Origin of the sequence: Geminocystis sp. NIES-3708 (assembly GCF_001548095.1) — a bacterium.
Taxonomy (GTDB): Bacteria; Cyanobacteriota; Cyanobacteriia; order Cyanobacteriales; family Cyanobacteriaceae; genus Geminocystis.
Genome location: NZ_AP014815.1, coordinates 2,631,794 through 2,651,883 on the forward strand (window position 1 = coordinate 2,631,794; position 20,090 = coordinate 2,651,883).

The window sequence follows — 20,090 nt, forward strand, 5'->3', positions numbered from 1 at the left end:
AAGGAGGGGCTTGAGGTTGGGGATTTAATAGTTTACTTACGCAATAGCCGCCATTTTCACTTCACTATTGTTAAGAATATCCTGCAATTCATCAGCATCAACAGTTTCTTTTTCAATCAACATATCTGCTAATTTGTCTAAAACTGCACGATTTTCTACTAATACTTGTTTAGCTCTTTGATAAGCTGAATCTACTAATTTTTTGACCTCATCATCAATAGCTGAAGCTGTAGAATCAGAAAAATCACGATCAGATGCAATATCACGTCCCATGAATACGTTACCATTTTGACGACCCAATGCTACAGGACCGAGACGATCGCTCATACCAAAACGGGTAATCATTTGACGAGCTACCCTTGCAACTTGTTGTAAATCGTTAGATGCACCTGTAGTTACTTCTTCTTCACCGAAAATAATTTCTTCAGCAATACGTCCACCTAAAGCCACAGCCATCTGATTTTGTAAGTAAGAACGAGAATACAAGCCAGATTCCATGCGATCTTCACTAGGAGTAAACCATGTTAAACCGCCTGCTCGTCCACGGGGAATAATACTTATTTTTTGAACGGGATCATAGTCAGGCATTAAAGCACCTACTAGAGCGTGTCCTGCCTCGTGATAAGCTACTAATTCTTTACGTTTTTGACTCATAACTCGGTTTTTCTTTTCAGGACCTGCTAATACTCTGTCAATAGCATCATTGATTTCATCCATGGAAATTTCAGTTAAGTTACGACGAGCAGCTAAAATCGCAGCCTCATTGAGAAGGTTAGATAAATCTGCACCTGTGAATCCTGGAGTACGACGGGCGATTTTCTCTAATTCCACATCTGCACCTAAAATTTTGCCACGAGCGTGAACATTAAGAATTTCTGTACGACCAGCGAAATCAGGACGATCAACTACTACTTGGCGATCAAAACGACCTGGACGCATTAAGGCTGAATCTAATACATCAGGGCGGTTAGTCGCTGCTACGATGATGATTCCAGTATTACCTTCAAAACCATCCATTTCTGTTAATAATTGGTTTAAAGTTTGCTCTCTTTCATCATTACCACCACCTAAACCAGCACCCCGTTGACGACCTACTGCATCGATTTCATCTATAAATACGATACAGGGAGCATTTTGTTTAGCTTGTTCAAATAAATCACGAACACGAGAAGCACCAACACCCACAAACATTTCGACAAACTCTGAACCAGAAATGCTGAAAAAAGGTACACCAGCTTCTCCTGCAACGGCTTTGGCTAAAAGGGTTTTACCAGTTCCCGGAGGACCAACTAATAATACACCTTTGGGAATTTTTGCACCAATGGCAGTGAAACGTTCACCATTTTTTAGAAAATCAACAACTTCAGTTAATTCTAATTTAGCTTGTTCAATTCCCGCTACATCACTAAAAGTAACTTGAGTTTGAGGTTCCATTTGTACTCTAGCTTTGGATTTACCAAAGTTCATGGCTTGAGAGCCAGGTCCACTAGAAGCCCGACGGAGCAAGAAAAACAAACCAACTAATAGTAAAATTGGGAAAAATAAACTACTCAAAGCTCTAAACCAGAAACTTTCGTCACTTTGAGGTAAAACGGAAATATCTACTTTGTTATTGGATAAGATATCGATTAATTGAGGATCATTTGGCAAATTTACTAAAAATCTTTGTCCATCTCTGGCTGTAGCGACAGCAACACTGCGATCAGCACTCAAATTTACCCTTTCAACTTTATCACTTTGAACTTCATTAATAAATTCACTATATTTCCAAGTTAACTGATTAGTCTGAGGACGATCTAAAAAAACCGTTCCGAGGGCAACGACAACTACCGCTAAAATTGCGTATAGTCCAACATTACGCCATTTTTTATTACTTTTACTCACAGGTGGATAGCCTCCTAATTTATTTATACTTATTTTATCAATTACTCTTATGAATGCGAGTTTTGAGGTTATTATTACTATCTTTAAATTCTATGTTAACTTATGTTAAGAATTTTTAGGTTAATTTCTCAGAATTTAGATTAGTAGTTGATAGTTGAGAGTTGGCGTAATAAGCGTAATAAACAATTTGCTCTTTGGTATAAATAAAAAAAGGAGAAGATTTAACTTCCCCTTCTTGATTACTTTTGAGTTTATTTTTTAACATTTTCAGGCGTTTTTGCCATTGTTTTTTCTTCGCATAACCCCCCTTTCCTTTATCGTTTCTTCCTTCTCGTCTTGGAGATTCCCAACGTTTTAACCTTGGCATAGTCACATACTGCTTCTAATACACTAAAATCTATATTAGCAAATAAATCTCAATGTTCAACAGAAAAACGAACTTCTATCATGTATAGCGAAGAAATATTATTTCGCCGATCGCCAAAAGCTCCTTTTGATCGTCGTGCTTATGCGTTTTTAATTGATTTTATAGTAGTTTGGTTAATATCTTCTCTTGTTACTAATATTTTCTTAGAATTTTTTGTCTTTACATTACTTTGGTGGATTTTGAGGGTAATTATAGTAGATAAAAATAAAGGACAAAGTTTAGGGCGTTGGACAATGGACTTAAAAATAATAGATCTTCGTTTTAATCGTCTTCCTTCTTTGCTCACCTTAACCAAAAGAGAAGGTACTGTTGCTATAGGAGCATTTTTAGCCATGATTGCCTTAAAAATTAACTTTCAAGATTTTTTATTGATGATGTTATTTGCAACTCCTTTGCTTCTTGATGGATTGACTATTTTTACCGATGATCAATATAATCAATCATTTCACGATCGCATTAGTGGTACGATGATTACTCAAACAAAAAGAGGATTTTCACTGGATTTAAGACTGAAAAAGTTATTTAAAGAAGCAAGAAAAACTTGGCAAAAAAATAGAAAAAAATACAAATAACCAGTTAAAATTGAAAAACTATCTTTTAGTAATTGATTAGTTATATTATTAATAATAAATAAATGGGTAACGTTAATATTATTGGATTGGGAAAATCAGGTATTGCAGCGGCTAAAATTTTAAGAAAAAAAAATCATGAAGTAACCATTTATGATAGTTCGACATCAGAATCTTTAGAAAAAATCAAAAACAATCTTGCCCAAGAAGATATTTTAGTTAAATTAGGACAAACTATAGATCTAAATACTCAACATCAACCAGATTTAATTGTTGTCAGTCCGGGTGTAGCTTATGATATTCCTATCCTCGTGGAAGCAAGAAACAAAGGAATCAAAACTATTGGTGAAATGGAATTAGCATGGCAGTATCTCAAATCTTATCCTTGGATTGGCATCACTGGCACAAACGGTAAAACAACTACGACAGCATTAATTGAAGCTATGTTAAAAGCAGGAGGAATAAAAACTTCAGCCTGTGGAAACATAGGTTATGCCGCTTGTGAATTAGCTTTATCAGCCATGGAAAATCCTCCTGAATGGGTAGTAGCAGAAATTAGTAGTTATCAGATAGAATCCTCGGCAGAATTATCTCCTAAAATTGGTGTTTGGACAACTTTTACTCCAGATCATTTAGCTAGACATAAAACTCTTGAAAATTATCGTCAGATTAAAGCTAGTTTACTACAAAGATCTAATGCTAAAATTTTAAATGGAGATGATATTTATTTACATAATTTTGGTTTAAATTTAGACTGGAAAAATATTTATTGGACAAGTATAAAAGGAAAAGATTTTTTATTAGGAGACATAGAAAAAGGAGTTTATTTAGAAGACTCTTGGATTGTTGCATTTAAAGAATTAATTGCACCAATTTCACTATTTAAAATGGTAGGAAAACACAACTTACAAAATCTTTTAATGGCCACTGCCGCCGCAAAATTAGCAGGAGTTACTAAAAGTTCGATTGTTGAAACAATATCATCTTTTACGGGGGTGTCTCACCGATTAGAATTAATTACAACTATCAACGGAATTGATTATATAAATGATAGTAAAGCTACTAATTATGATGCTGCTGAAGTTGGTTTAGACTCTGTGAAATCTCCCGTAATTTTAATTGCTGGAGGAGAAGCTAAAGAGGGTGATGATAATGCTTGGATAAATAAAATCAAGGAAAAATGTATTTCAGTTTTATTAATTGGTGATGCAGCAGATTTATTTGCAGAAAAGTTAGAAAAAGTAGGTTTTAAAGAATATGAAATTGTCAAAACAATGGACAAAGCTATATCTAGAGGAAAAGAATTAGCTGAAGAAAAAAAAGCAAAAGTTGTATTACTTTCCCCAGCTTGTGCCAGTTTTGATCAATACTCTAGTTTTGAACATCGAGGGGATGATTTTCGAGAAATATGTCTAAAAATTAAATAATTTTTTCTTAATCTGATTATGATTAAAAGTAATAGGTAGCAAGTCATAAGCAATAGTTTTATTATTTTAAAAATAGGATATATTTCCTAGATTTTAGTATGATAAAACTAATATAAAATATCAATTCATCTTAAAATTCTATTCCTGCTTGTGCCTTAATTCCTTGTTCTTTAAAAGGATGCTTTATCAGTTTCATTTCTGTTACTAAATCTGCTGTTTCAATTAACTCAGATTTTGCACCTCTCCCTGTTAAAATCACATGAGTATTATCAGGTTTCTGTGCTAAAATTTCCAAAACATCATCAAGGTTTAAATAATTTAATTTTAAAGCAATATTAATCTCATCTAATAATATTAATTTATACTCAGGATTAAGGATAAAATCTTTTGCTTTTTCCCATGCTTTATTTGCCGCTAAAATATCTTTTTCTCTATCTTGAGTTTCCCACGTAAAACCTTCCCCCATAGCATAAAACTCTAATTGATCTGACCATTTTTCTAATACTTCTTTTTCTGCTGGTTGCCATGCACCTTTAATAAATTGTACGATCGCCACCTTGTACCCATGACCTAACGAACGAATGACCATCCCTAAAGCGGCGGTAGTTTTACCCTTGCCATTTCCAGTATGCACAATGATTAAGCCTTTTTCATCGGTCATTTTAGCCAAACGTTGAACTTGAACTTCCTTACGACGTTGCATTTTTCGCTTGTATTCACTGTCAGTTAATTGAAAATTCATGAAAATTTATTTTTTTTGATTTAATTTTTTTCAATTTTAACGGTAAAACAGTCGCTGAAATTAAATATTAATAATATTCTGTTATTTTTTCTCTTCAAGTTTTCTCATTACCTTAATCATTAGTTGAGATTCTCATAGAAATAGATTTATAAGATTTTAAAAGTTAAGTAGCTAGTAGTATTTTTATAAACTTTAAATCCCATTCATATTCGCTATTTTCCTTCTGCCCTAGGCTTCCTGTTTTATTTTTACCCTTAAAGATAAGAATCAATTACAGTAAGGTAATAATCAATTATTTCTATTTTTTCATCAAAAACAGACAAAACAAACTTTAAAAAATCAAAAATAAAAAAACTATCTGAAAAAACTTGACAAAACTTTATAAATCTCTTATTATGTTAACTATAGTGAGAAATCGCTTAATAGTACCTCGAAAATATCATACTCAAATAAAGAAATCATAAAAAGATGACTACCACTTTACAGCAACAACAGTCTTCCGCATGGGAGCAGTTTTGTCAGTGGATCACTTCTACCAACAACCGCTTATATGTAGGTTGGTTCGGTACTTTAATGATCCCTACCCTCTTAACTGCAACTACCTGTTTTATCATCGCATTTATCGCAGCTCCTCCCGTTGACATTGACGGTATTCGTGAGCCTGTAGCTGGATCCTTACTCTATGGAAACAACATCATCTCTGGTGCGGTTGTTCCTTCTAGTAATGCCATCGGTCTTCACTTCTACCCTATTTGGGAAGCAGCATCTTTAGATGAATGGTTATATAACGGTGGTCCTTACCAGTTAGTAGTATTCCACTTCTTGATCGGTATCTTTTGTTATATGGGTCGTCAGTGGGAACTATCTTTCCGTTTAGGAATGCGTCCTTGGATCTGTGTTGCTTATTCTGCACCTGTATCTGCTGCTACTGCTGTATTCTTAATCTACCCCATCGGTCAAGGTTCTTTCTCTGATGGTATGCCTTTAGGAATCTCTGGAACATTTAACTTCATGTTTGTATTCCAAGCTGAGCACAACATTTTAATGCACCCCTTCCATATGTTAGGAGTGGCAGGTGTTTTCGGTGGATCTTTATTCTCCGCGATGCACGGTTCTTTAGTAACTTCTTCCTTAGTGCGTGAAACCACTGAAACTGAATCTCAAAACTACGGTTACAAGTTCGGTCAAGAAGAAGAAACCTACAATATCGTAGCGGCACATGGATACTTTGGTCGTTTAATCTTCCAATATGCATCCTTCAACAACAGTCGTGCGTTACACTTCTTCTTAGGTGCATGGCCTGTAATTGGTATTTGGTTCACCGCAATGGGTGTAAGTACCATGGCATTTAACCTCAACGGTTTCAATTTCAACCAGTCTATCTTAGATAGTCAAGGTCATGTAATTGGAACTTGGGCAGATGTGTTAAACCGTGCAAACATCGGTATCGAAGTAATGCACGAGCGTAACGCTCACAACTTCCCCTTAGATTTAGCAAGTGCAGAGCCTGTATCTGCTCCTGTAATCAACGGTTAAGTTATAGTTTAAAAAACTAAATAATAATCAAAAAGCACTCTCTATTAACTTAGGGGGTGCTTTTTGATGTTTATTTTTTGCTCTTCTATCAGCCAAGAATAATATTGAGGATATACGGGTAAACGAGGTTTCAAATCCCAACCTGCTCGATTGAGAATTTTGGTGATAATTTCGATGTTTTGATGGTGATAGTCAGGGTTGACTTCATCTTTTGGCACAATTCCGCCTAAATCTCTTATTCCCAATTCTAAACATTTTAATAGTGTTTCTTCTGTAGTGATTAAATTAGGTGGTATTTGTAAGGTAATATCAGAAGGTAAAATATCACGGGCGATGGCAATTATTTCTAAAATTTCTGTTTGAGTGATAGATTTTTTTTGTAATTCTTCTTGCGAACCTTGACAATAAGGTTGTAGTATTACTTCTTGGATATGACCCCATTTTTTATGTATTTTAGCTATTGTTTTTAAACTTTCTATTCGATCGTCTAAAGTTTCACCAATGCCTAAAAGAATTCCTGTGGTGAAAGGAATTTTTAGGATACCAGCCCATTCTAGCTGTTGTAATCGTAATTCAGGGATTTTGCTAGGGGCATGAAGATGGACTGTATTTAATAAATTAGGATTTAACTGTTCTAGCATCAACCCCATAGATACATTAACTTGTTTGAGTAAAGACATTTCCTCAAAATTCAAAACTCCAGCATTGGTATGGGGAAAAAATCCCATGTCTAATGCCAATTTTCCTAAATCATAAATTCGCTTTATCCAATCTTTTCTTCGGCTAGATTTTGGGTGTATCTCTCCACTTAAGATTAAAATTTCAATGACTTTTTTATTATCAAGATTAGCAAGGATATTTTTAGCTTTATTTAATTCTAACCAAGGACTTTGATTAGAATCAGTCCTAAAATTACAATAACTGCAACGATTAAAACACTCATAGGTTGGTACAATAGTAAAAGCAGGACTATAGGTAATTATTTTAGACATTTTATTATTATGATGTATCTAAAAACAAATTAAGATTGAGAAGGTAACTCAAAAGTAGCATTAGTGACTTGTCCTGATTTACCTAATATCTTCGGGTTTTCATCATTAACGGTAACAATTAAACCTCCAGCATTACCAGCACGAATAGTAACTTTTTGTTTTCCACTCCATTCTTTTTCTAATCCTTTAGTGAGAATACCTTCAAAAATTGGTTTTTCATCAACAATAATTTTTACCCAAGAATCTTCTTTTACTGTTATTTTGACAATTAATTCTGTGGGAATGGGTGTTTTTTCTTCTTTTTTCTCCACAATTGGTGTTGCTTTTGGAGAAGTATTCACAGATGGATTATTTGTCGATGGAATGTTAGTTTCAATTATTTGTTTTTGAGGTACTTTTATTTGGGTAAATTGAGCAGATTCTAAAATATTACTTAAACTTCTAATGGAAAAAAAGAGTATTAAAAAGTAAAAGAAATATAAATGTTGAGGTTTAAAATTGAGATTTAATTTAAAATTAAACGATTCAAAAGAAGACTTTTTGTTATAAACTTTAGGATTTAATTGAGTTGAAAATTGATTACTAATATCTTCACCATTTAATTTAAGAAAGTTAGCATATTTTTTTATTAATTGTTTAATAAAAACTGGTTCAGGCAAAGCCTGTAAATTAGCTGATTCGAGAGCATTAATAATCGTTATGGGAATATGTAGTTGATTTGAAATTATATCTTTATCAAGATTTTTTTCTATTCTAGCTTGTTTAAGTTGAATACTAATTAACTGTAATTGTTCTTGTCTGATACTGTTATAATCGGTAATTTTCTCTGTATTTTTATTTAAAAATTTCATGGTTAATTTTACTCTTATATAAAATAATTTAATTTTTAGATATGGCTTTAACAGTTTTTTTTAAATCAGAAATTTCTTGCATGGTTAAATTTCGATATTTTCCAGAAGATAAAGAAGCTATTTTAATTGAGCCAATGGCTTTTCGATGTAAACTAAATACAGGATAACCAAATAATTCTGCTATTCTCCGAATTTGACGATTACGCCCTTCCCATAGCATAATTTCCATCTGTGTTTGGTTACCACTTCTTTTATTAATAATAATTTCTGTAGGTAAGGTTTGTTTTCCTTCCCACATAAATCCTTCTGACCATTGCTGTATAATTTGATTTGGTATATTACCTTCTAGGGTGACAAGATAAGTTTTAGGGAGATGATAACGAGGATGCGTTAAACTAAGGGTTAATGAACCATCATTAGTTAATAATAATGCACCTGTAGAATTACGATCAAGTCTGCCAACTGGATGTATTCCTTTTCCTGATTTTAAATGAGATGGCAGCAAATCCATTACAGTTTTTCTTCCTTGAGGATCATCACAAGTACTAATATACCCTTTTGGCTTATTTAAAAGTAAATAAATTAATCGAGGACGATAGTCATTAGTTAATATTTTACCATCTACCTCTATTTTATCTTTTACCGCATCGGCTTTGTCACCCAATTGAGTTATAACACCATTGACTTTTACTCTTCTTTGGGTAATCATGGTTTCGGCTTCTCGACGGGAGGCAATTCCCCATTCTCTTAAAATTTTTTGGATTCTTTCTGACATTAATTTTTTCCTTGATTTGTTATCTCTATAATGAATTAGTAGAATATTAAGTTTAATGGGTAAATGTAAAATTAATCTTAAATTTAATGGCTATTAAAAATAAATCGGAAATTATTTCTCATATTCTCACTCCTGCGATCAAATTTTGGTTGCGATCGCAGTTACAAGCTGTAGAAGATTTAAACATAGAAATTCATGGAGGGGATAAACAAATATTAACAGGAAAAATCGATCAGGTTTCTTTGCAAACGAAAAAAGCTATTTATCAGGGAATTCATGTGAGTAAAGCCGCCGTTAATACGAAAAATATTGCCATAAATTTAGGAGGTATATTAAGGGGAAAACCTTTAAAATTATTGCAACCAATATTTGTTAATGGAGAAATAATTTTAACCTTAGATGATATTCAAACTTCTCTTAATTCGAATCTTTTACATCAAGGATTAATTGACTTAGTTCATTTATTATTAGAGCATGAAAAAATAGACAATTTTGAGCAAATATTGAGCAAATATGAGTTTGATTGGCAAGATATAATTTTACACGATGATAAATTTATTTTAAAAGCTATATTGACGAATAATCAACGGGAAAATGCCGATTTAATCTTAACTTCTAGCTTAACTTTAAAAGATGATCATACTTTACTATTTAATCCCATAGAAATTGACAAAATTCCTGATTTAGAAACGATTGTTATTAATAATTTTGAAGTAGATTTAGGCAATGATGTAGCTTTGGCACAACTAACCTTAAATTCTGATAAATTATCTTGTTTTGGCAAAATAAAAATAATAAGTGAATAATCAAGAATTTGTAGGGGCGAATGACATTCCCTTAAGGAATTTTTAAGTTACCATGAATCTTAAAATGTCTAAAAAAGCTCTATGAAGATACCAAATTTGACTAAAGTTATTCATCAATTACCATTACAAACAGTTTTAGTAACTTCTTTCGTCACCCAGATTATTATTACTGTTGGTATAGTCGGTTATTTATCTATTAAAAATAGTGAAAAAATTGTTACTGAAATGATTAATAACTTAAGTGAAGAGATAGGTAATCAAGTTATTCAAAATTTAGATTCTTATTTAACTTTACCGCAACAAATTAACCAAGATAATTTAAGATTAGTTAAATCAAATTTTCTAACATTTAATAATCTTGATAAATGGGAAAATCATTTATGGAGACAAATACAAGATTTTCCTGATATAGCTTTTATTGCTGTTGTTAATCCAAAGGGTGAATATCGTGCAGGAGAAAGATTAGAAAATAATCAATTTACTATTAATATTGTATCACCAAAAAATAATTTTACTTTTGAATCTTTTAATACTAATAAATTAGGAGAAAAAACCACCCTTTTTCAAAGTCTTCCTGATAAAGATATTAGAAAACAAGTATGGTATCAACAAGCAATAAATACAGGCAAAAGTACTTGGAGTGATTTACACATTTCTTACTTAGAGCCTCTTTTATTAATTTCTAATTTACAACCTGTTGATGTAGATAATAATGGTATTTTTGATGGTTTTTTAAATGCAACCATTAAACTAGATCACATTAGCAAATTTTTAAAAGATTTACAAATTAGTCCATCATCCCAAATATTCATCGTGAATAATGAAGGTGAATTAATTGCTAATTCGACAGGTGAAATTCCTTTTAATTTTAGCGAAAAAACTCTAACTTTAGCTAAAAATAGCAATGATAGTTTAACTCGTTTTATTACTGAATCTTTATCCTTAAAAATCACTAACTTACAAGAAATTAAAAATAATAAAAAGTTCATTTTTACCCTCGATAATGAAAACTATTTTACCCAGGTAATCCGCTATCAAGATTATTTAGGTTTAGATTGGTTTGTGGTTGTGGTTATCCCTCAGTCAGATTTTATGGCTTCAATTAATGCTAATACTAAACATACTATTCTTCTTAGTCTTTTAGGTGTTTTGATTTCTATCATTATTGGTTATCTAATTTCTCGTTGGTTAGCTAAACCCATTCAAGAATTAGCCACTGCTAGTTATGATTTTTCTCAAGGAAATTTACAAACTAGAGTTAAAATTCAAGGTGTCAAAGAGTTAACTAATTTGTCCATGACTTTTAATTATATGGCTGATGAATTATTGACTTCTTTAAACAGTTTAGAAAAAATTAATAATGAGTTAGAAAATCGAGTTTTAGAGCGCACTCAACAACTAACAGAAGCTAAAGACAAAGCTGAAGTTGCCAATCATGCTAAAAGTACTTTTTTAGCTAATATGAGTCACGAATTACGCACTCCTTTAAATGCTATTCTTGGTTTTGCTCAATTGATGATGCGATCGCAAACATTGCCACCACAAGATCGAGAAAAAATTAGTATTATTAACCGTAGTGGAGAATATTTACTAACGTTGATTAATAATATTTTAGATTTAGCTAAAATAGAGGCAGGAAAAACCTCTTTTAATCCCCATAATTTTGACCTTTATCGCCTGTTAGATGAATTAGAAGACTTTTTAAGACTAAATGCCGAACAAAAAGCGTTACAGCTTATTTTCGAGCGACATCCAGACACGCCTCAATATATTTATACAGATTCAGTTAAACTCCGACAAGTATTAATCAATCTTCTGAGTAACGCCTTAAAATTCACCAAAGAAGGAGGAGTCAGTGTTTTTGTCACTCCCGAAAACTCTTCTCTTTTCACCAAAGAGACAATGGAAGATAACAGCGATAAAATTAACCTCATCTTTGAAGTTAGCGACACGGGTGCAGGAATAGAAGCTAAAGACTTACAAGAATTATTCAAAGCCTTTCATCAAACTGATACAGGAAAAAACTCCCAAGAAGGCACAGGTTTAGGTTTAGTCATCAGTCGTAAATTCATTACGTTAATGGGGGGAGACATCACCGTCAACAGCGAAGTAGGAGTTGGCACGACTTTTATATTTAATATTATTGCTCAAAAAGTTGATAGTCTATCCATAGAAAAGGAATCCATCGTTAGTCGAGTTATTGGCTTACAACCCCATGACAATAAATATCGTATTTTAGTCGTCGATGATAAAGAAGTCAATTGTCAACTATTAAATAGCTTATTAACCCCCATCGGTTTTGAAGTGAAAGAAGCCTATAATGGGCAACAAGCCGTGAAAATTTGGAAAGAATGGCAACCTCATCTAATTTTTATGGATATGCGAATGCCTGTGATGGATGGTTATGAAGCGACTCAAATAATTAAAAGTGAAATAAAAGGGAATGCAACGGCGGTAATTGCCTTAACTGCTAGTGTTTTAGAGGAAGAAAAAGTAATTTGTTTATCAGCAGGATGTGATGATTTTTTACGGAAACCTTTTCGACAAGAAGCCATTTTTAACGCAATAGAAAAACACTTAGGAGTAGAATATATTTATGAGGAGGATTCGTCATCTCCTATGGTAAAAAATAATAAAATTTTAACCAGTGAAAGCCTTAAAATAATGCCTGAAACTTGGTTGGAAGAAATGTATCAAGCCACATTAATTTTAGATGAGGAAAAAGTTATGAGTTTAATCACAGAAATTTCTGAAAATCATAAACATATCGCTGATAGTTTACAAGAATTAGTTAACAATTTTCAACTGGAAGAAATTGCAAAACTAATTAACAATGAAAAATAGGCAATTAACAATTAACAATTAATAATTAATAATGGATAGTTAATATTTTATAAATTAAGATAATATAGTGGAAAATGATTTGATTGGGAAATTATAAAAACTCAAAAGTAATTATAATATATATATTTATCCTTTGCCTCTTGCCCTTTGCTATAAAAATTATAAACTTTTATACTTGACTCTAAATTAATGAATAATAACAATAATAGTGATAATAAAGGAGATATTTTAATAGTAGATGATTTACCTGATAACTTACGAGTACTTTCGCAAATTTTAGTCGAAAAAAACTATCATGTTAGAAAAGCAATTAACGGAAAAACTGCTATTCGAGCCGCACAATTAGCAATACCAGATTTGATTCTTTTAGATATAAAAATGCCTGAAATGGATGGTTATGAAGTGTGCAAATATCTTAAATTAGATGAAATTACCGCAGATATTCCCATTATTTTTATCAGTGCTTTAGATGATACTATCGATAAAATAAAAGCCTTTGAAGTTGGGGGAGTTGACTATATAACTAAACCTTTTCAAGTAGAAGAAGTTATAGCCAGAATTGAAAGTCAATTAACCATTCAGCGACAAAAAAAACAATTAAAAAAAGAAATTGAACAACGTAAATATACTGAAGAAATTTTACATCAATCAAGATCTGTATTGTCAAGTGTTTTAAATAGCTCTCTGGATGGCATCGCCGCCATAGAAGCTTTAAGAGATAATAATACTGGAGAGATTATTGATTTTCGTTGTTTAATAGTTAACCCCGTAATTGCAAGGGCATTTGGCAAAAATAAAACTGATTTAATCGGTAAAATTGGTATTAAACAAATTTTTAATAAAATTAATGACAAAGTTTTTTATTCTTTAATTGAAGTGGTAGAAACAGGAAAATCTTTTTCTCAAGATGTTTATTATAAATATAATTCTTTAAAATATTGGTTTCATTTAACTGTGGTAAAATTAGGAGACGGTTTATCTCTTACTGTCAGAAATATTACCACCAGAAAAGAAACAGAATTAGAGCTACAAAAAATCAATCAAGATTTAGAAACTTTTTCTTATAGTATAGCTCACGATTTACGCAATTATATTAATAATATAAACGTTTCTAGTTGTTTATTAAAAGAGGAAATAGAAGCTACTCCTAATGTATCAGAAGATCAGTTAGAGTTAATTAATATTATTAATGATTCTTGCGAAAGAACTATTAATGTTTTAGAAGGAATTACTGAGTTATCAAGGTTAAAATATGAGCCTATTAAACCAACTTCTTTTAATCTTTCTCAATTAACTAAAGAAATTTTTACTTATTTACAAAGTAGTCAACCTAAGAGAAAAATAGAGTTCATTATTCAAGAAGATATAACCGTAACTGCAGATATTAAACTATTAAATGTTGCCCTTGAAAATTTAATCAAAAATGCGTGGAAATATACCCAACAAACACCAGAACCAAAAATTGAATTTGGAGAAATCAAATATAATACTAAACTATGGGAAGAAAAAATTAAATTAACGAATATTTCCTTAACAGAAATAATAGAAAAAAATATTTATTTTATTAAAGATAATGGTATTGGCTTTGATGATCAAAATATAGATAAACTATTTACCCCTTTTAAAAAATTACATCAAGATTCTCAATTTGAAGGCACAGGAATTGGTTTATCTATTGTTAAAAGAATTATTGAACTTCATGATGGCATTATTTGGGCAGAATCAGAATTAAATAAAGGCTCTACTTTTTATTTTATTTTAAGTCAAGAATAATCAATCTTATTTAGCTTTGGTTAATTAAGATATTTTTTGTAAAATCTTGATTTTAAAAGACACAAGTTAAATCAAGTTTAACTAACTCCTAAAAGCTAATAGTTGATACCTCAAACTTCTAAAAATCTCACAATTCTCATAGTTGGATTGGTATATTGAAGGTAAAATAAGTAAAACTATAAAAAAAGTAGTAAAAAAATTATTATTCACTAATTTTATTGATGAACGAAAATAGTCTATTACCAATCTATCAAGAATTATGGCAAACCACTACTAATTGGACACCATCTATAGAACAATTAAACTTATTTCAAGAATTATATAATGAAATATTAATTATTAATCGACACTTGAATTTAACTAGAATTACTACTTCGGAAGAATTTTGGGAAAAAAATTTATGGGATTCTTTAGCACCGATTTTAGAACATAATTTAAAGGATAAAAAAGTTATTGATATTGGCACAGGAGGAGGTTTCCCTGGATTACCAATTGCGATAATTTTTCCAGAAGCAAAGTTAACATTAATGGATTCTGTGGCAAAAAAAATTAAATTTATTAATGAGTTTTCTCACAAGTTAAATTTGAAAAATATTGAAACTTTAGTTAATAGAGCCGAAATTATTGGACAAGATCAAAATTATCGAAAACAATATGATTTTGCTCTAATTAGAGCAGTAGCGGAAATATCAGTTTGTTTAGAGTATAGTTTACCTTTACTAAAGCTTGGAGGAATTGCGATTTTATATCGTGGAAATTTAACACAAGAAGAAAAAGAAATAACTGAAAAAATTGCTCATAAATTAGGAGGAAAAATTGTTAAAATAACTAATAAAAATACACCTATTCAAGATCATATTCGTCACTGTATTTATATCGAAAAAGTGAAATTAACTCCTAAAAAATATCCCAGAGAAGTGGGTAAACCAACGAAATTACCTTTATGATGTCCACAAAAAAAGACCAATGCCCTTGACATCGATCTTTTTTATGATTATATATGGAGCTGAGCAGAGTTGAACTGCTGTCCAAACTGGTTATTTACCTATCGCTCATTCACAGGTTTAGCTCTTTTATTCCTCAGAGCGGGAACTATCACTTATCCCTGATAGCAGGATTTTCTAGTATATTCTTAGATTAGTGTCAGACTAGAAGCCTTCACTAAGAGCATCCGTTGAGGGTTGCCTATAATAATTAACGGAATCATACTATAAGCGCTCGAACCGAAATTAGGTCTTAGGCAGCAACAGGTGCAGCTTTACGAGCAAAAGGAACGATGTTGTTCGCAGTTACATTTTTTTTGAGTCCGGTATTTTCGAGAGAAGACTCACTCTCGACCTGAATCACGGGTCAGCTTTCACCAGCCTGTCGAAACCGTTACAGCCCCGTGCATTATACTATCATAACTCTTATTTTTGTAATTGACAATAGATTTTTGATTCGTAAGATTAATTTCTAAATTAGCTTTACAAGATTTAACGTAACGAAATATTACTAAACTCTAGGGAAAAAGTCGGCGATCGCCTTAAACTAAGAAGACGGTCATTATTTTATCAAATTATATTATTTAACTATGTTCCCTATTAGTCGTCCTCGTCGTTTGCGTCAAAATCTTCAACTAAGACGCATGGTGCAAGAAACCGTCTTGACTGCCAATGATTTAATTTACCCTTTATTTGCTGTGCCGGGTAATGCCATCGCCAAGGAAGTAAAATCCATGCCGGGTGTTTACCAACTATCGGTAGATAAAATCGTTGAAGAAGCTAAAGAAGTCTATGATTTAGGCATTCCTGCTATTATTTTATTTGGTATTCCTACAGATAAAGATAATGATGCCACTGGTGCATGGCATGATTGCGGAATTGTCCAAAAAGCAGCTACGGCAGTAAAAGAAGCTTTACCAGATTTGATTGTTATTGCTGATACCTGTCTTTGTGAATATACTCCTCATGGCCATTGTGGTTACTTAGAAGTTGGGGATTTAGCGGGAAGAGTCTTAAATGATCCGACTCTCGAATTACTCAAAAAAACTGCGGTTTCTCAAGCCAAAGCTGGTGCTGATATTATCGCCCCTTCAGGCATGATGGATGGTTTTGTTACTTCTATTCGTGAAGCTTTAGACGAAGCAGGTTTTGAAAATACTCCCATTCTTTCCTATGCCGCTAAATATGCTTCTGCTTATTATGGACCATTTCGTGATGCGGCAGAATCAGCCCCTAGTCATGGCGATCGCCGAACCTACCAGATGAATCCTGCTAATGCCCTGGAAGCCTTAAAAGAAGTGGAATTAGACATCGCTGAGGGTGCAGATATGTTAATGGTAAAACCTGCTTTATCCTATATGGATATAATTTGGCGTGTTAAAGAAATCACAAATTTACCCGTAGCGGCTTATAACGTATCAGGAGAATATTCTATGGTGAAAGCCGCCGCCCTTAACGGTTGGATTGACGAGAAAAAAGTGACTCTTGAAACCTTAATGAGTTTTAAACGTGCTGGTGCAGACTTGATTTTAACCTATCATGCCAAAGATGCTGTGCGTTGGCTAAATGAAGTCAGTTTTTAATCGTCTCTAATTTTTTCCTCAATATCTTTTTAAATCATTAGCAAATCTGAATTAAAAAATCCTTCCTAAAAATAAAATTAGGAGGATTTTTTATTTTAAACAGCGACAGTTAAAGATGCGATGGCATCGGGAATAGTGTCAGAAGGAGCATTAAATTCACCAGTAATAACATATTCTAAACGCAATTTTAAAAAAGTAATCCATTGCTTATTTAGAGAAATAACTGCTGCAGAGGGTTGAGGACATTTCGCCTTAATTTCTTTGAATTCTGGAGCATCTAAAAATGCAGGTTGTTTGATAAACCAAAAGTCAATTTCTTTATTGTTATCCTTATAAAACCTGTGTTTTTCGTCTATAATTTCATGTAAATTTTCACTATCACTGGTCAAAAATTTTTCACTAGCTACAAGATAATAATAAGTAGTCATAAATTGATTCAATTATTGTTACTAAAAAAAAGATAAATTTATAGTTGATTTTTCATTGCTAATTTCATTTCTTTAACAGCACGCTCTAAACCAACTAACACTGCTCTACTAATTATACTATGACCGATGTTTAACTCTTCCATACCTTCAATACAAGCCACAGGATAAACATTCCAATAGGTTAAACCATGACCAGCATTTACCCTCAAACCTAATTCTAAAGCCTGTTGAGTACCTTTTTGTAAAGCAATAAATTCTTTCTGGATTGCTTCACCATTTAGTGCATCGGCATATTTGCCTGTATGTAACTCGATGAATTTAGCTTGAGTTTTAGCGGCGGCTTCAATTTGTTTTTCATCAGCATCAATAAACCAACTAACAGGAATATCCGCAGACTGCAATTTATCTACAACGGCGATAAATTTATCCAGATTTTTAACAATATCGATGCCACCTTCAGTCGTCACTTCTTCCCTTTTTTCAGGTACTAATGTAACATAATCAGGTTTAATATCAAGAGCGATGGCAATCATTTCATCTGTAGCCGCCATTTCCAAGTTGAGATGAGTACGTACAGTTTCTCTTAAAATACGCACATCTCGATCTTGAATATGTCGTCTATCTTCCCGTAAATGAGTAGTAATGCCGTCAGCACCGCCTAACTCAGCCAAAACGGCGGCAGAAACCGGATCTGGTTCAACGGTACGTCTGGCTTGACGAATAGTCGCTACATGGTCAATATTAACCCCTAGTGTTAACAATTTTTCTTCTCCTTTTTTGACAAAAATGTTAATGAAAAATGTTTGTAGTAAACCATTCACAGGTTATTAAACTTTGAGCAAAAAACTAAAGTTTTGACTACAAACATTAATTCGTAATTCGTAATTTCTAATTATTATTGGCTTTATTGACTTGAATTTGATGTAAAAGAAGCTCTAATTCTGCCTCTAAACTCATATACTTAAGTTGTTGATCTGCTTGATAAGCTTTTTGTAGTCTTTCTAAATTATAGTTATTGTTTTTAACTTGGGTTTTCATTGAGTATAAATGCTTATTATTTTTATTATGATTAAGTATCTGATTTTAACTTAAAATTAAATAATATGTGATAGTTTAAGAAAAGTAAACAAATTGTTACTAAAACTTAGATCGCACATAGACATTAACAATATAAACTGTGTCAAGTAATAAATATAAAAAAATTTAACCATTAAATTATCGGCTTTATGGCTAAAATAGAAACTAGAACAGAACCTATGGTACTAAACATGGGTCCTCATCATCCCTCTATGCACGGGGTTTTGAGACTCATTGTCACCCTTGATGGTGAAGACGTAGTGGATTGTGAGCCTGTCATTGGTTATTTACATCGAGGCATGGAAAAAATCGCCGAAAATCGTACTAATGTAATGTATGTACCTTATGTTAGTCGTTGGGATTACGCTGCGGGAATGTTTAATGAAGCCATTACGGTAAATGCACCAGAAAAATTAGCGAATATAACAGTGCCAAAACGAGCTCAATATATTCGAGTGATTATGTTAGAGTTAAATCGTATCGCTAATCATTTACTATGGCTAGGTCCATTTTTAGCAGATGTTGGTGCACAAACTCCCTTTTTCTATATCTTCCGTGAAAGAGAGATGATTTATGATTTGTGGGAATCAGCTACAGGGATGCGCTTAATCAATAATAATTATTTCCGTATCGGTGGCGTTGCCGTTGATTTACCTTACGGTTGGGTAGATAAATGTGAAGATTTCTGCGATTATTTTTTACCCAAAGTTGATGAGTATGAGAAGCTAATTACGAATAACCCCATTTTTCGTAAGCGAGTTGAAGGTTTAGGCACTATAACTCGTGAACAAGCTATTAACTGGGGCTTATCTGGTCCAATGTTACGGGCTTCTGGGGTACAATGGGATTTACGTAAAGTAGATCATTATGAATGTTATGATGATTTTGACTGGGATGTACAATGGGAAACCGAAGGTGATTGTTTTGCCCGTTATATCATTCGTATTCGGGAAATGCGTGAATCAGTAAAAATTATTCGTCAGGCTTTAAAAGGCATACCCGGTGGTGCTTACGAAAATTTAGAGGCAAAAAGACTTCAAGAAGGAAAAAAATCTGAATGGAATAACTTTGATTATCAATATATTGCTAAAAAAGTTGCCCCTACTTTTAAAATACCTGCAGGAGAGCATTATGTGCGTCTTGAAAGCGGTAAAGGTGAATTAGGAATATTTATTGTGGGTAATGATGATGTTTTCCCTTGGCGTTGGAAAATTCGTGCACCTGATTTCAATAATTTACAAATCCTTCCTCATCTACTTCGAGGTGTTAAAGTTGCTGATATTATGGCAATTCTTGGGAGTATTGATGTAATTATGGGTTCGGTTGATAGATAAAAAATAAGTAATAAGTAATAAGTAATAGACATCTTCAAAAATTATCATTTAGAAAGGTT

General features: G+C 32.4%; 18 protein-coding genes and 1 other RNA gene. 9 read left to right on the forward strand and 10 right to left on the reverse strand.

The window, feature by feature from the left end; translation table 11 throughout:
* Positions 1–36: 36 nt before the first annotated feature.
* Both ftsH3 and GM3708_RS11585 read right to left on the reverse strand, forming a co-directional pair.
* On the reverse strand, positions 37–1,884 hold the full coding sequence (gene ftsH3 / locus GM3708_RS11580) for an ATP-dependent zinc metalloprotease FtsH3 (RefSeq protein WP_066347072.1): 1,848 nt from the start codon (positions 1,882–1,884) through the stop codon (positions 37–39).
* Positions 1,885–1,999: 115 nt separating this feature from the next.
* A complete protein-coding gene (locus GM3708_RS11585) occupies positions 2,000–2,251 on the reverse strand; it encodes a hypothetical protein (protein ID WP_066347074.1) in 252 nt (83 codons plus the stop codon).
* Between the two features lie 80 nt (positions 2,252–2,331).
* On the opposite strand from GM3708_RS11585, the gene GM3708_RS11590 reads away from it, so the two are divergent.
* The gene (locus GM3708_RS11590; protein WP_066347075.1) at positions 2,332–2,883 is read left to right on the forward strand and encodes an RDD family protein; all 552 of its coding nucleotides are present in this window, start codon (positions 2,332–2,334) and stop codon (positions 2,881–2,883) included.
* Between the two features lie 62 nt (positions 2,884–2,945).
* Positions 2,946–4,307: a UDP-N-acetylmuramoyl-L-alanine--D-glutamate ligase gene (murD, locus tag GM3708_RS11595; RefSeq protein ID WP_066347079.1), complete on the forward strand. Its 1,362-nt coding sequence runs from the start codon at positions 2,946–2,948 to the stop codon at positions 4,305–4,307.
* Positions 4,308–4,437: 130 nt separating this feature from the next.
* Here the strand turns inward: murD and cobO are convergent, their stop codons facing one another.
* Positions 4,438–5,049 (reverse strand): cob(I)yrinic acid a,c-diamide adenosyltransferase, encoded by a 612-nt coding sequence (gene cobO / locus GM3708_RS11600; protein WP_066347082.1) that lies wholly within the window; start codon positions 5,047–5,049, stop codon positions 4,438–4,440.
* A 468-nt stretch (positions 5,050–5,517) separates the two neighbouring features.
* Between cobO and psbA the strand changes: the two genes are divergently transcribed.
* On the forward strand, positions 5,518–6,585 hold the full coding sequence (psbA, locus tag GM3708_RS11605; protein WP_066346808.1) for a photosystem II q(b) protein: 1,068 nt from the start codon (positions 5,518–5,520) through the stop codon (positions 6,583–6,585).
* 44 nt (positions 6,586–6,629) lie between these two features.
* On the opposite strand, the gene cofG is transcribed toward psbA, so the two are convergent.
* The 3 genes from cofG to GM3708_RS11620 are packed head-to-tail and all read right to left on the reverse strand — an operon-like array spanning position 6,630 to position 9,203.
* Positions 6,630–7,577: a 7,8-didemethyl-8-hydroxy-5-deazariboflavin synthase subunit CofG gene (gene cofG / locus GM3708_RS11610; protein WP_066347084.1), complete on the reverse strand. Its 948-nt coding sequence runs from the start codon at positions 7,575–7,577 to the stop codon at positions 6,630–6,632.
* Positions 7,578–7,606: 29 nt separating this feature from the next.
* Positions 7,607–8,428 (reverse strand): RodZ domain-containing protein, encoded by an 822-nt coding sequence (locus GM3708_RS11615; RefSeq protein ID WP_066347087.1) that lies wholly within the window; start codon positions 8,426–8,428, stop codon positions 7,607–7,609.
* Between the two features lie 28 nt (positions 8,429–8,456).
* Positions 8,457–9,203 (reverse strand): pseudouridine synthase, encoded by a 747-nt coding sequence (locus GM3708_RS11620; RefSeq protein WP_066347089.1) that lies wholly within the window; start codon positions 9,201–9,203, stop codon positions 8,457–8,459.
* A gap of 86 nt (positions 9,204–9,289) precedes the next feature.
* Here GM3708_RS11620 and GM3708_RS11625 point away from each other — a divergent pair, with 86 nt between their 5' ends.
* The 4 genes from GM3708_RS11625 (at position 9,290) to rsmG (ending at position 15,573) form a co-directional block, all read left to right on the forward strand.
* A complete protein-coding gene (locus GM3708_RS11625; RefSeq protein ID WP_066347091.1) occupies positions 9,290–10,009 on the forward strand; it encodes a DUF2993 domain-containing protein in 720 nt (239 codons plus the stop codon).
* An 81-nt stretch (positions 10,010–10,090) separates the two neighbouring features.
* Complete coding sequence (locus GM3708_RS11630; protein WP_066347093.1) at positions 10,091–12,853, forward strand: hybrid sensor histidine kinase/response regulator; 2,763 nt, start codon at positions 10,091–10,093, stop codon at positions 12,851–12,853.
* Positions 12,854–13,042: 189 nt separating this feature from the next.
* The gene (locus tag GM3708_RS19415) at positions 13,043–14,626 is read left to right on the forward strand and encodes a response regulator (RefSeq protein WP_066347095.1); all 1,584 of its coding nucleotides are present in this window, start codon (positions 13,043–13,045) and stop codon (positions 14,624–14,626) included.
* Between the two features lie 221 nt (positions 14,627–14,847).
* Positions 14,848–15,573, forward strand: a complete 726-nt coding sequence (gene rsmG / locus GM3708_RS11640; RefSeq protein ID WP_066347097.1) for a 16S rRNA (guanine(527)-N(7))-methyltransferase RsmG — start codon at positions 14,848–14,850, stop codon at positions 15,571–15,573.
* A gap of 51 nt (positions 15,574–15,624) precedes the next feature.
* Here the strand turns inward: rsmG and ssrA are convergent.
* Positions 15,625–16,013, reverse strand: a transfer-messenger RNA (tmRNA) gene (gene ssrA / locus GM3708_RS11645).
* Positions 16,014–16,199: 186 nt separating this feature from the next.
* Here ssrA and hemB point away from each other — a divergent pair.
* Complete coding sequence (hemB, locus tag GM3708_RS11650) at positions 16,200–17,192, forward strand: porphobilinogen synthase (protein WP_066347099.1); 993 nt, start codon at positions 16,200–16,202, stop codon at positions 17,190–17,192.
* Between the two features lie 95 nt (positions 17,193–17,287).
* Here the strand turns inward: hemB and GM3708_RS11655 are convergent, their stop codons facing one another.
* The 3 genes from GM3708_RS11655 to GM3708_RS18865 all read right to left on the reverse strand — a co-directional run bounded on the left by GM3708_RS11655 (position 17,288) and on the right by GM3708_RS18865 (position 18,658).
* A complete protein-coding gene (locus GM3708_RS11655; protein ID WP_066347102.1) occupies positions 17,288–17,620 on the reverse strand; it encodes an MgPME-cyclase complex family protein in 333 nt (110 codons plus the stop codon).
* Positions 17,621–17,658: 38 nt separating this feature from the next.
* Complete coding sequence (locus GM3708_RS11660; protein WP_066349442.1) at positions 17,659–18,381, reverse strand: pyridoxine 5'-phosphate synthase; 723 nt, start codon at positions 18,379–18,381, stop codon at positions 17,659–17,661.
* 127 nt (positions 18,382–18,508) lie between these two features.
* A complete protein-coding gene (locus GM3708_RS18865) occupies positions 18,509–18,658 on the reverse strand; it encodes a hypothetical protein (RefSeq protein ID WP_173645012.1) in 150 nt (49 codons plus the stop codon).
* Between the two features lie 188 nt (positions 18,659–18,846).
* On the opposite strand from GM3708_RS18865, the gene GM3708_RS11665 reads away from it, so the two are divergent.
* Entirely contained in the window at positions 18,847–20,031 is a 1,185-nt protein-coding gene (locus GM3708_RS11665) for an NAD(P)H-quinone oxidoreductase subunit H (RefSeq protein ID WP_066347103.1), read from the forward strand.
* Positions 20,032–20,090 lie beyond the last annotated feature (59 nt).

Coding starts and splice junctions, on each gene's coding strand:
- psbA (WP_066346808.1), top strand. CDS start 5,518: ATGACTACCACTTTACAGCAACAACAGTCTTCCGCATGGGAGCAGTTT.
- GM3708_RS19415 (WP_066347095.1), top strand. CDS start 13,043: ATGAATAATAACAATAATAGTGATAATAAAGGAGATATTTTAATAGTA.
- cofG (WP_066347084.1), bottom strand. CDS start 7,577: ATGTCTAAAATAATTACCTATAGTCCTGCTTTTACTATTGTACCAACC.
- GM3708_RS11665 (WP_066347103.1), top strand. CDS start 18,847: ATGGCTAAAATAGAAACTAGAACAGAACCTATGGTACTAAACATGGGT.
- GM3708_RS11655 (WP_066347102.1), bottom strand. CDS start 17,620: ATGACTACTTATTATTATCTTGTAGCTAGTGAAAAATTTTTGACCAGT.
- GM3708_RS11625 (WP_066347091.1), top strand. CDS start 9,290: ATGGCTATTAAAAATAAATCGGAAATTATTTCTCATATTCTCACTCCT.
- murD (WP_066347079.1), top strand. CDS start 2,946: ATGGGTAACGTTAATATTATTGGATTGGGAAAATCAGGTATTGCAGCG.
- GM3708_RS11585 (WP_066347074.1), bottom strand. CDS start 2,251: ATGCCAAGGTTAAAACGTTGGGAATCTCCAAGACGAGAAGGAAGAAAC.
- GM3708_RS18865 (WP_173645012.1), bottom strand. CDS start 18,658: ATGAAAACCCAAGTTAAAAACAATAACTATAATTTAGAAAGACTACAA.
- GM3708_RS11620 (WP_066347089.1), bottom strand. CDS start 9,203: ATGTCAGAAAGAATCCAAAAAATTTTAAGAGAATGGGGAATTGCCTCC.
- GM3708_RS11630 (WP_066347093.1), top strand. CDS start 10,091: ATGAAGATACCAAATTTGACTAAAGTTATTCATCAATTACCATTACAA.
- cobO (WP_066347082.1), bottom strand. CDS start 5,049: ATGAATTTTCAATTAACTGACAGTGAATACAAGCGAAAAATGCAACGT.
- rsmG (WP_066347097.1), top strand. CDS start 14,848: ATGAACGAAAATAGTCTATTACCAATCTATCAAGAATTATGGCAAACC.
- hemB (WP_066347099.1), top strand. CDS start 16,200: ATGTTCCCTATTAGTCGTCCTCGTCGTTTGCGTCAAAATCTTCAACTA.
- GM3708_RS11615 (WP_066347087.1), bottom strand. CDS start 8,428: ATGAAATTTTTAAATAAAAATACAGAGAAAATTACCGATTATAACAGT.
- GM3708_RS11590 (WP_066347075.1), top strand. CDS start 2,332: ATGTATAGCGAAGAAATATTATTTCGCCGATCGCCAAAAGCTCCTTTT.